This window comes from Escherichia sp. XD33 (assembly GCF_019375075.1).
GTDB classification, from domain to species: domain Bacteria; phylum Pseudomonadota; class Gammaproteobacteria; order Enterobacterales; family Enterobacteriaceae; genus Enterobacter; species Enterobacter flexneri_A.
Genome location: NZ_JAENDM010000019.1, coordinates 58457 through 69856, shown reverse-complemented (window position 1 = coordinate 69856; position 11400 = coordinate 58457). Strand labels below are relative to the sequence as shown.

The following is an 11400-nucleotide window of genomic DNA, read 5'->3' as shown; positions in this document are numbered from 1 at the left end:
GTTGCAGGAAGGCGGCAAGTGAGTGAAGCCCCAGGAGCATAGATAACTATGTGACTGGGGTGAACGAGCGCAGCCAACGCATCTGCGGCGTGAAGCATGACGCGGAAATTATTCGGCCTCGTCCAGCCAGACTAACAAAATCGCTTCGAGGATTTTCTCGTTGGATGCCTGCGGGTCGTCGTCGAAATCTTCCAGATCGCAAATCCACTGATGCATATCGGTGAATCGAACCGTTTTCGGATCAAGATCGGGATACGCATCGTACAGTGCTTCGCCAATTTCGCGGCTATCGGTCCACTTAAGTCCCATACTAACCTCTGTTAATGCTCACGCGCATGGTTGATAGTGTAACGCGGGATTTCGACTACTAAATCTTCGTCGGTAACGCGCGCCTGGCAGCTTAAACGGCTTTCCGGCTCCAGTCCCCAGGCTTTGTCCAGCATGTCGTCTTCCTGCTCTGAGCTTTCCGGCAGTGAGTCAAAACCTTCACGAACGATGCAGTGGCAGGTGGTGCAAGCACAGGATTTTTCACAGGCGTGTTCAATCTCGATACCGTTACGCAGAGCTGCGTCGAGAATGGTTTCACCGCTATTAGCTTCCAGAACAGCGCCATCAGGGCAGAGATCCTGATGAGGCAAAATAACAATCTTTGGCATATTAAACCTCGTCCACGGAATGGCCTTTCAGCGCACGACGAACCGACTGGTCCATGCGGCGAGCGGCGAAATCCTGGGTTTGTTTGTCTACGTTTTTAATCGCTTGTTCGATGGCGTCAACATCATCGCCCTGCGCCACTTCACTCAGGTGAGCGGCAGCATCGTCAATGACCTGACGTTCTGCGGCGCTTAACAGCGCGGCATCAGCAGCCAGCGCGCCGTGCAGACTTTCCAGCACACGCGCCGCTTCTACTTTTTGTTCTGCCAGCATTCGGGCTTTTACGTCCTGCTCGGCATAGCTCATTGAGTCTTTGATCATCGAAGCGATTTCGCTATCGGTCAGACCGTAAGACGGTTTGACCTGAATAGACGCCTCAACGCCGGTGGATTTCTCCATCGCCGTCACGCTCAAAAGACCGTCGGCATCGACCTGGAACGTCACGCGAATATGCGCACCGCCAGCCGGTAGCGCCGGAATACCACGCAGCGCAAAACGCGCCAGTGAGCGGCAGTCCTGCACCAGTTCGCGCTCACCCTGCATTACATGGATAGACATCGCCGTCTGACCATCTTTAAAGGTGGTGAAATCCTGAGCGCGGGCCACCGGAATAGTGGTATTACGCGGAATCACTTTCTCCACCAGGCCGCCCATCGTTTCGAGGCCCAGCGACAGTGGGATCACATCAAGCAACAGCATTTCGCTGTCTGGCTTGTTACCCACCAGAATATCCGCCTGAATCGCCGCGCCAATAGCGACGACTTTATCCGGGTCGATGGAAGTCAGCGGTGGACGACCGAAAAATTCGCCTACCCGTTCACGCACCAGCGGCACGCGAGTAGAACCGCCCACCATCACCACTTCCAGCACTTCATCAGCTTCTACACCCGCGTCTTTCAGCGCGCGACGACAAGCCAGTAAGGTTCGTTTTACCAGTGGCGCGATCAGTTCATTGAATTGTTCACGGCTGATTTCGCCCTGCCAGCCCGCAACGTTAACGGTCACGGAGTCCGCATCGCTCAGCGCGATTTTGGCTGCAATGGCGGCATCCAGCAGTTCACGCTGAACGCGGTTATCGCTACGATCAGGAATGCCCGCCTGCTCGCGAATGTAATCCGCCAGCAGATGGTCGAAATCATCGCCGCCGAGCGCGGAATCACCGCCGGTTGCCAGCACTTCAAACACGCCGCGACTTAAGCGCAGAATGGAAATATCAAACGTCCCGCCACCGAGGTCATAAACGGCGATCACGCCTTCCTGACCGGAATCCAGCCCGTAGGCGATAGCCGCAGCGGTCGGTTCGTTAAGTAAGCGCAGGACGTGAAGGCCCGCCAGACGCGCCGCGTCTTTGGTGCCCTGACGCTGGGCATCGTCAAAGTACGCCGGAACGGTGATAACTACACCATCCAGCTCGCCTGCCAGGGCTTCAGTTGCCCGCGCCGCCAGTGCTTTGAGGATGTCCGCAGAAACGCGCACCGGGTTCAGCAGCCCCGCCGCCGTTTCAATCATCGGCAGGCCGTTTTCGCTGGCCTGGAATTGATAAGGCAGATGCGGATAGCGTTGCTGGATATCAGCCAGCGAGCGTCCCATCAGGCGTTTAACAGAACTAATTGTGTTGGCGGTATCGAGCGCTGCATTAGTACGCGCGTCATAACCCACCGAATGCCCTTGCTGTTGATAGTGAACAACAGATGGCAGCAGGTGACGGCCTTCATGATCGGCTAACGTTTCGGCCTGACCGCTGCGCACTGTCGCCACCAGCGAGTTGGTTGTGCCCAGGTCAATACCGGCCGCCAGACGACGCTGATGCGGCGCAGCACTCAAACCAGGTTCACTAATTTGTAATAAGGCCATGTTTAGCTTCCAGAAATTAAAAATCGAGCAGTTTTTCTTCGAGTTGTTCGGCACTGCTTCGCAGTTTATCGAGAAAACGCAGCTTACGCACGGTATCCGCCGCCGCGTCCCACGTCTCGTTGTCTAACTGTTCAACCATCAACTGATGGCGGGTATCAAACATCTTTTTCACACGTTTGATAAAGCTTTCCAGCCGCGCTTCATCTTTCGCCTGTTCGATCTCGTCCAGCTCTTCGCGCAGCTCCAACTGTTCCATCAGGAACGCGGTGTCGCGCACAGTATGCTGCTCGCTGGCGAGATCAAAGCCGTGCAAAGAAAGCAAATATTCCGCGCGCATTAACGGATGACGCAGCGTTTGCCAGGCCTGGTTAATGGTTGCAGATTGCTGTACGGCGGCGAGTTGTTCCGCCTGGCTTCCGCTGGCGAATTTATCAGGATGATACTGACGTTGTAGATCCTGAAAACGCAGGCTCAGCGCCTGGGTATCGAGTTGATAGCGGGCAGGCAAGCCAAAGAGGGTGAAGTAATCCATAACATTCTCAGGGCTGCGATCCGCCGCGATAACGGCGAATCAGGTAAAACAAACCCCACGCGCAGGCGACCACGGTGGGGTTATCGGTATGCGCATCAAACGTGGAAGCTTTCGCCGCAACCACACTCATCTTTGACGTTCGGGTTGGTGAATTTAAACCCTTCGTTCAGGCCTTCTTTTACGAAGTCCAGCTGCGTACCGTCCAGAAATTGCAGGCTCTTGCCATCGACCACGACTTTCACGCCTTTGTCTTCAAACACGATGTCTTCCGGCGTCGGTTCGTCAACAAATTCCAGTACATAAGCCATACCTGAACACCCGGAGGTTCTCACGCCCAGACGCAGGCCAAACCCTTTACCGCGGTTAGCCAGAAAGGTATTTACTCGCGCTGCTGCACTGTCGCTCAGTGTAATCGACATAACCAAACCTCAACTCTTATTTTGCTTCACGTTTGCTTTTATAGTCCGCAATGGCGGCTTTGATCGCGTCTTCTGCCAGAATAGAACAGTGAATTTTCACCGGCGGCAGTTCAAGTTCTTCAGCAATATCGGTATTTTTGATCGCCTGCGCTTCGTCGAGAGACTTCCCTTTCACCCATTCGGTGACCAGGGAGCTGGAAGCGATAGCAGAACCGCAGCCGTAAGTTTTAAAACGCGCGTCTTCAATGATACCTTCATCGTTGACTTTAATCTGCAACTTCATCACGTCGCCACAGGCCGGTGCCCCCACCATACCGCTGCCGACGTTCTCGTCGTTGTTGTCAAAGGAACCCACGTTACGCGGATTCTCGTAATGGTCGATAACTTTTTCGCTGTAAGCCATTATAAATTCTCCTGATTCCGATACCGATTAATGATGAGCCCATTCGATGCTGTTCAGATCCACGCCCTGCTTGTACATTTCCCACAGCGGAGAAAGGTCACGCAGACGACCGATGGATTTACGAACTAACTCGATGGTGTAGTCGATCTCTTCTTCAGTAGTAAAACGACCTAAAGAGAAACGGATAGAGCTATGTGCCAGCTCGTCGTTCAGCCCCAGCGCGCGCAGCACGTAGGACGGTTCGAGGCTTGCTGACGTACAGGCGGAACCTGAAGAAACTGCGAGGTCTTTCAGCGCCATAATCAGCGACTCACCTTCAACGTAGTTGAAGCTGACGTTGAGAATGTTCGGCGCACCGTGTTCCAGGTCACCGTTCAGGTAAACTTCTTCGATATCTTTGATGCCGTTCCACAGACGGTTACGCAGGCCGCGCAGACGTTCCATCTCGGTCGCCATCTCTTCTTTTGCGATGCGATAGGCCTCGCCCATTCCGACGATCTGGTGAACAGGCAGAGTGCCGGAACGCATACCGCGCTCGTGACCGCCGCCGTGCATTTGCGCTTCGATGCGTACGCGCGGTTTACGACGTACATACAGCGCACCGATACCTTTCGGGCCATAGATTTTGTGACCGGAGAAAGACATCAGGTCAACTTTCAACTGGCTCAGGTCGATAGGCAGTTTACCCACGCTCTGGGTTGCATCAACGTGATAGATAATGCCACGAGCACGGCACATTTCGCCGATAGCCGCGATATCCTGCACCACGCCGATTTCGTTATTTACGTGCATGATGGACACGAGGATGGTGTCGTCACGCATCGCTGCTTCAAGTTCTTTCAGGTCGATAATGCCGTTACGCTGCGGTGCCAGGTAGGTGACTTCAAAACCTTCGCGCTCCAGCTGACGGCAGGTATCCAGTACCGCTTTGTGTTCGGTTTTGCTGGTGATGATGTGCTTGCCTTTTTTCTGATAAAAGTTGGCTGCACCTTTGATCGCCAGGTTGTCAGATTCGGTTGCACCAGAGGTAAAGACGATTTCACGCGGATCAGCGCCGACCAGATCGGCAATCTGATTACGGGCGATATCTACCGCTTCTTCAGCCTGCCAGCCGAAACGGTGAGAACGGGAGGCCGGGTTACCAAAGGTTCCGTCCATCGTCATAAACTGCATCATTTTCTCGGCAACACGCGGGTCCACCGGCGTGGTTGCGGAGTAGTCGAGATAAATCGGTAATTTCATTGCTCTATAAACTCCGTACATCACTCAATGCAAGGAATCAGGCTACCGGCTGGATGTACGACCGTGTTTACGGAGTATTTAGCACTCCGGCCTGATTCTGAATTCTTTTTATTAAGCGCGTAACTTAACGTCGATCGCGTCTTGTGTGCGGGTGCGTGGCGCGTCGTGAGTATGCTGACGACCAGACACATCCAGCACTTCCTGGTTATTAACCAGTTCGCCTAAAGTAATGTTGTTGAGAAAACCGGTGAGACGGTCGCTCAAATCACGCCACAGCGCGTGGGTCAGGCATTTATCGCCGCCCTGGCAGCCGCCTTTACCCTGACAACGGGTGGCATCTACAGATTCGTCAACGGCGCTAATTACTTCGCCAACGGCGATGCTGCTGGCATCTTTGCCTAACAGATAACCACCGCCTGGTCCACGTACGCTGGAAACCAGACCATTTTTACGCAGACGGGAAAACAGTTGTTCCAGATAAGAAAGGGAAATTCCCTGACGTTCGGAAATATCAGCCAACGGTACCGGGCCCGCTTCAGAGTTGAGCGCAACGTCAAGCATTGCGGTCACGGCATAGCGCCCTTTAGATGTCAGTCTCATGTCTTACTTCACCTCAAACTCGCCCCTGCCCGGGGTTTTTTATTGTAAAAGTGGGGGTATTGCATAGCAGGGTCAAGTCTGACATTCCCGAGTAAATTGGTCAACTATTTACTTGACTGATTTAGTCGGGTATTTAACCTTCAGTGCCATTTTTTTATCGTGGCGTTTGTACCTGTTGTCGGATGCGGCGTGAACGCCATATCCGCCCTGGGGTTCTGTACACTGTAGGCCTGATAAGACGCATTACGCGTCGCATCAGGCAACGGCTGTCGGATGCGGCGTGAACGCCTTATCCGACCTACGGTTCTGTTCACTGTAGGCCTGATAAGACGCATTACGCGTTGCATCAGGCAACGGCTGTTATTCGGCCTTGTTACCTTTATTCTGCTGCTCAATAGAAGCCAGAATCCCGCGCAGGATATTCAACTCCTGGCTTTCCGGGCGCGCACGGGTAAACAGACGGCGCAATTTATTCATCACCTGCCCCGGATGGTTTTCACGGATAAAACCGGTTGCCAGCAGCGTTTGTTCCAGATGACCATAAAAACGCTCCAGATCATCGACCAGCGGATACGGCGTCTCTTCATGCTCGACCTGCTCGCCATTTTCCTGAGTTGCCAGCCAGGCCATGCGCACTTCATAGGCAATAACCTGAACCGCCATCGCCAGGTTCAGCGAGCTGTATTCCGGGTTAGCCGCAATCGCGACATGATAATGGCATTTCTGCAACTCTTCATTGGTCAGGCCGACACGTTCGCGACCAAAAACCAGCGCCACCGGGGTATTTGCCGCTTCAGCAACGCTTTTCAAACCGCATTCGCGCGGGTCGAGCATCGGCCACGGCAGCGTGCGGGAACGTGCGCTGGTGCCCACCACCAGGCTACAACCGGCTAACGCTTCGTCGAGCGTATCGACGATGTGAGCATTACCAATCACATCGCTGGCCCCCGCCGCCAGGGCAATCGCCTGGGAGTCAGGTTTCACCAGTGGATTAACCAGCCACAGATTGGTTAATCCCATTGTTTTCATGGCACGGGCAACAGAACCCATATTGCCGGTGTGTGACGTCTCCACCAGCACAATTCGAATATTTTGCAGCATTGTCTTTCTTCGTCTAAAGATTATTCGCGCATCTTATCATAAAACGAAGACAGATGCCGATCTCGCTGCTATACTCTGCGCCGTTTTCCCGTTCTTTAACATCCAGTGAGAGAGACCGATGCATCCGATGCTGAACATCGCCGTGCGCGCAGCGCGCAAGGCGGGTAATTTAATTGCCAAAAACTATGAAACCCCGGACGCTGTAGAAGCGAGCCAGAAAGGCAGTAACGATTTCGTGACCAACGTAGATAAAGCTGCCGAAGCGGTGATTATCGACACGATTCGTAAATCTTACCCACAGCACACCATCATCACCGAAGAAAGCGGTGAACTTGAAGGTACTGATCAGGATGTTCAATGGGTTATTGATCCACTGGATGGCACTACCAACTTTATCAAACGTCTGCCGCACTTCGCGGTATCTATCGCCGTTCGTATCAAAGGCCGCACCGAAGTTGCTGTGGTATACGATCCTATGCGTAACGAACTGTTCACCGCCACTCGCGGTCAGGGCGCACAGCTGAACGGCTACCGTCTGCGCGGCAGCACCGCTCGTGATCTCGACGGTACTATTCTGGCGACCGGCTTCCCGTTCAAAGCAAAACAGTACGCCACTACCTACATCAACATCGTCGGCAAACTGTTCAACGAATGTGCAGACTTCCGTCGTACCGGTTCTGCGGCGCTGGATCTGGCTTACGTCGCTGCGGGTCGCGTTGACGGTTTCTTTGAAATCGGTCTGCGCCCGTGGGACTTCGCCGCAGGCGAGCTGCTGGTTCGTGAAGCGGGCGGCATCGTCAGCGACTTCACCGGTGGTCATAACTACATGCTGACCGGTAACATCGTTGCTGGTAACCCGCGCGTTGTTAAAGCCATGCTGGCGAACATGCGTGACGAGTTAAGCGACGCTCTGAAGCGTTAATGACTCAGGCGGGTGATATCAATCACCCGCCCCCGCCTTTCAGGCGCTATTCCGAAATACTTCCTCACCGCTTTACTTTCTTTCGTCACTCTCCCACCATCTTTCCCCGATTAATGGATGATAAAGAAGTCGCAAGGAAAGGTTATGGCACTGCCAGTGAACAAACGCGTTCCCAAAATTCTGTTTATTCTCTTTGTTGTTGCCTTCTGCGTTTATTTAGTGCCGCGCGTTGCCATCAACTTCTTCTATTATCCCGACGATAAAATTTACGGTCCCGATCCCTGGTCGGCGGAATCCGTCGAATTTACGGCTAAGGACGGTACTCGTCTGCAAGGCTGGTTTATCCCTTCTTCGACGGGCCCTGCTGACAACGCCATCGCAACCATCATTCATGCTCACGGCAATGCCGGAAATATGTCCGCCCACTGGCCGCTGGTCAGTTGGTTACCCGAGCGTAATTTCAACGTTTTTATGTTTGATTATCGCGGGTTTGGTAAATCAAAAGGCACGCCGTCCCAGGCCGGATTGCTGGACGATACGCAAAGTGCCATCAATGTGGTGCGCCATCGCAGTGATGTAAACCCACAACGTCTGGTGCTGTTCGGGCAGAGTATTGGCGGGGCGAATATTCTGGATGTTATTGGTCGGGGTGATCGTGAAGGCATACGTGCGGTGATCCTCGACTCCACATTTGCCTCTTATGCAACCATCGCCAACCAGATGATCCCCGGCAGTGGCTACTTACTTGATGAGAGTTACAGCGGCGAAAATTATATCGCCAGCGTCAGCCCGATCCCGCTTTTACTCATTCACGGTAAAGCTGATCACGTTATCCCATGGCAGCACAGCGAAAAGTTGTATAGCCTGGCAAAAGAGCCAAAACGGTTGATCCTAATCCCGGATGGCGAACACATTGATGCTTTTTCCGATCGTCACGGCGATGTTTATCGCGAACAGATGGTGGACTTTATCCTTAGCGCGTTGAATCCGCAGAACTAACCCATGATCGCTAGCACGATAATCATTCACAAAACCACCTTAAGACATGCTAATCCACTGGTCAGAACAGTTTAAGATGAGAAAAATTCTGTGACGCTTGCCAACATTTCTGATGATTAGCATTCCCTTCGCCATTTCCTTGAGCAAACTTTAGCTATTCTTATCAATTATGCTTATGGGAGATCTACAGATGATGCCTACGCTTGCTCCACCATCTGTCCTTTCGGCTCCCCAGCGCCGCTGCCAGATCTTGCTGACGCTCTTTCAGCCGGGGTTGACCGCCACCATGGCAACCTTCAGCGAGCTTAATGGTGTGGATGATGATATTGCCAGTCTTGATATCAGCGAAACAGGACGGGAGATCCTGCGCTATCATCAACTCACACTGACGACTGGTTATGACGGTAGCTACCGGGTTGAAGGTACAGTGCTTAACCAACGTTTGTGTTTATTTCACTGGCTACGACGTGGTTTCCGTCTGTGTCCGTCATTTATTACCAGCCAATTCACCCCCGCCCTGAAGAGTGAACTGAAGCGGCGCGGAATTGCGCGTAACTTTTACGACGATACCAATCTACAAGCGTTAGTGAATCTCTGCTCCCGACGGCTGCAAAAACGCTTTGAATCGCGCGATATTCATTTCCTGTGTCTGTATCTGCAATATTGTTTGCTGCAGCACCACGCTGGAATTACGCCTCAGTTTAATCCGCTCCAACGTCGCTGGGCGGAATCCTGCCTTGAATTTCAGGTAGCGCAGGAAATTGGACGCCACTGGCAGCGTCGGGCGCTCCAGCCTGTACCACCTGATGAGCCACTGTTTATGGCACTACTTTTTTCCATGTTGCGGGTTCCCGATCCATTGCGGGATGCGCATCAGCGGGACAGACAATTGCGTCAGTCTATCAAACGTCTGGTAAACCATTTTCGTGAGCTGGGAAATGTTCGTTTTTATGATGAACAGGGGTTATGTGATCAGCTTTATACCCACCTCGCCCAGGCGTTAAATCGCAGTTTGTTTGCCATCGGTATTGATAATACCCTGCCGGAAGAGTTCGCCAGACTGTACCCACGCCTGGTGCGCACCACCCGCGCGGCGCTGGCCGGATTTGAAAGTGAATACGGCGTCCATCTTTCTGATGAGGAAAGTGGTCTGGTCGCGGTGATTTTCGGTGCCTGGCTAATGCAGGAAAACGATCTGCATGAAAAACAGATTATTCTTCTTACCGGGAATGATAGCGAGCGAGAAGCGCAGATTGAGCAGCAGTTACGCGAACTAACGTTACTGCCGCTCAACATTAAGCATATGTCGGTAAAGGCATTTTTGCAGACAGGCGCTCCGCGTGGCGCGGCACTGATTATTGCGCCTTATACCATGCCATTACCGCTCTTTTCACCACCGCTGATCTATACGGACCTGACGCTGACAACACATCAACAGGAGCAGATCCGCAAAATGCTCGAATCAGCATGAGGGAACAACTTTCGGGCGCAAAAACATTGCCGGAAGCGCCACCAGCGCCATTACCCAGAACACGCCGTGGCCCAGATATTGATACAGGAAACCGGCGAAAACGGTCATGATAGCGATACTGCCGCCCATCGCGACGGCAGAGTAAACCGCCTGTAAACGGATGACTTCGCTACCCTGGCGAGCAGCAATATAACGCATGGCGGCCAGGTGGCAGACCGTGAAGGTGCCGCAATGCAGAATTTGCACCACTATCAACCACGGCAACGCCGTAGTTGCTCCCATAATGCCCCAGCGCACTACGCCGCAAATCGCCGAGATCAACAGCATATCGCGTGCACTACAACGGCGGAAAAGTTTATTACTCAGCGCAAAGATAATGACTTCCGCCACCACGCCCAGCGACCACAAATACCCCACCGCCGAGGCCGAGTAGCCAGCTGCCTGCCAGTAAATGGCGCTAAAACCGTAATAGGCCGCATGTGCCCCCTGCAATAAACAAACGCAGGCCAGAAAGCGCCAGTTCTGGCGAACCAGCGCCAACCACGCAGACCAACCGGTGCTCTCCTGCTGGCGACTTGCCCCTTGTGGCTGAATCGTCGGACGGATGAGAAAGCCGAGCAGCATGGATGCCACGCCCAACGTCAACAGCGCGAGGATCACCCGATAATCAAACATAGTGACCAGTTTGCCCGTCAGCGCCGAGCCAATGACAAACGCCACCGAGCCCCACAGTCGCACTTTGCCGTAATCAAGCGGGAACTGCTTTTGCCACGTATTCGCCAGTGCATCGGTCAACGGTACCAGTGGTGAGAAAAAGAGGTTAAAGCCAATCATCACCAGCATCAGCCACGCTACGTGCGCCCCCGCCCAGAAGGCGACAGCAAAGAGAAGTGTCAGCAGTGCCAGCACGCGCAAGGCGGAAATCAGGCGGGAAGGATCGCTGACGCGGGGCGCGATGAGCAAACTCCCGAGGAAACGGGCAACCAGACCTGCCCCCAATAACAGGCCGATGGTTTCTGGCGTTAAACCAATCCCTTTAAGCCAGACGCTCCAGAAAGGTAGAAAAATGCCGTAACTAAAAAAGTATGTGAAATAGCCGAGCGCCAACCAGCGCGTGGATTGCAAAACCATGAGTCCCTCCCGTCAGGAGGCGTTAGTCTGGGGTTAATCGAATGTTGGTGCAAGTTGAAAAATAAGAATATT

Annotated in this window: 13 protein-coding genes; 3 read left to right on the top strand and 10 right to left on the bottom strand. The window is 53.2% G+C overall.

Translation table 11 applies throughout. The features are described 5' to 3' along the window. Positions 1 to 108: 108 nt before the first annotated feature. The 9 genes from iscX to trmJ all read right to left on the bottom strand — a co-directional run bounded on the left by iscX (position 109) and on the right by trmJ (position 6805). The gene (gene iscX / locus K0778_RS13230) at positions 109 to 309 is read right to left on the bottom strand and encodes a Fe-S cluster assembly protein IscX (protein WP_000523616.1); all 201 of its coding nucleotides are present in this window, start codon (positions 307 to 309) and stop codon (positions 109 to 111) included. 11 nt (positions 310 to 320) lie between these two features. Then, positions 321 to 656, bottom strand: coding sequence for an ISC system 2Fe-2S type ferredoxin (gene fdx / locus K0778_RS13225; RefSeq protein WP_001124469.1), 336 nt, complete (start codon positions 654 to 656; stop codon positions 321 to 323). Position 657: 1 nt separating this feature from the next. Further along, positions 658 to 2508: a Fe-S protein assembly chaperone HscA gene (gene hscA, locus K0778_RS13220; protein WP_001196613.1), complete on the bottom strand. Its 1851-nt coding sequence runs from the start codon at positions 2506 to 2508 to the stop codon at positions 658 to 660. Positions 2509 to 2524: 16 nt separating this feature from the next. After that, a complete protein-coding gene (gene hscB / locus K0778_RS13215; RefSeq protein ID WP_000384413.1) occupies positions 2525 to 3040 on the bottom strand; it encodes a co-chaperone HscB in 516 nt (171 codons plus the stop codon). 95 nt (positions 3041 to 3135) lie between these two features. Next, complete coding sequence (gene iscA, locus K0778_RS13210; RefSeq protein ID WP_000028953.1) at positions 3136 to 3459, bottom strand: iron-sulfur cluster assembly protein IscA; 324 nt, start codon at positions 3457 to 3459, stop codon at positions 3136 to 3138. 16 nt (positions 3460 to 3475) lie between these two features. Continuing rightward, on the bottom strand, positions 3476 to 3862 hold the full coding sequence (iscU, locus tag K0778_RS13205; RefSeq protein WP_000331707.1) for a Fe-S cluster assembly scaffold IscU: 387 nt from the start codon (positions 3860 to 3862) through the stop codon (positions 3476 to 3478). Between the two features lie 27 nt (positions 3863 to 3889). Further along, complete coding sequence (iscS, locus tag K0778_RS13200; RefSeq protein WP_001295373.1) at positions 3890 to 5104, bottom strand: cysteine desulfurase; 1215 nt, start codon at positions 5102 to 5104, stop codon at positions 3890 to 3892. Positions 5105 to 5215: 111 nt separating this feature from the next. Next, complete coding sequence (gene iscR, locus K0778_RS13195; protein WP_001241357.1) at positions 5216 to 5704, bottom strand: Fe-S cluster assembly transcriptional regulator IscR; 489 nt, start codon at positions 5702 to 5704, stop codon at positions 5216 to 5218. Between the two features lie 360 nt (positions 5705 to 6064). Next, a complete protein-coding gene (gene trmJ / locus K0778_RS13190; protein ID WP_000940019.1) occupies positions 6065 to 6805 on the bottom strand; it encodes a tRNA (cytosine(32)/uridine(32)-2'-O)-methyltransferase TrmJ in 741 nt (246 codons plus the stop codon). A 118-nt stretch (positions 6806 to 6923) separates the two neighbouring features. Here trmJ and suhB point away from each other — a divergent pair, with 118 nt between their 5' ends. The 3 genes from suhB (at position 6924) to csiE (ending at position 10197) form a co-directional block, all read left to right on the top strand. After that, entirely contained in the window at positions 6924 to 7727 is an 804-nt protein-coding gene (suhB, locus tag K0778_RS13185) for an inositol-1-monophosphatase (protein WP_000553451.1), read from the top strand. 144 nt (positions 7728 to 7871) lie between these two features. After that, positions 7872 to 8726 carry an alpha/beta hydrolase gene (locus K0778_RS13180; RefSeq protein ID WP_001297705.1) on the top strand — a complete coding sequence of 285 codons (855 nt, stop codon included), beginning with the start codon at positions 7872 to 7874 and terminating at the stop codon, positions 8724 to 8726. Positions 8727 to 8916: 190 nt separating this feature from the next. Continuing rightward, the gene (gene csiE, locus K0778_RS13175) at positions 8917 to 10197 is read left to right on the top strand and encodes a stationary phase inducible protein CsiE (protein WP_000982994.1); all 1281 of its coding nucleotides are present in this window, start codon (positions 8917 to 8919) and stop codon (positions 10195 to 10197) included. Here csiE and K0778_RS13170 read toward each other — a convergent pair. Beyond that, positions 10189 to 11328, bottom strand: a complete 1140-nt coding sequence (locus tag K0778_RS13170) for a 3-phenylpropionate MFS transporter (protein WP_000244193.1) — start codon at positions 11326 to 11328, stop codon at positions 10189 to 10191. The two genes, csiE and K0778_RS13170, sit on opposite strands and share 9 nt — an antisense overlap. Positions 11329 to 11400 lie beyond the last annotated feature (72 nt).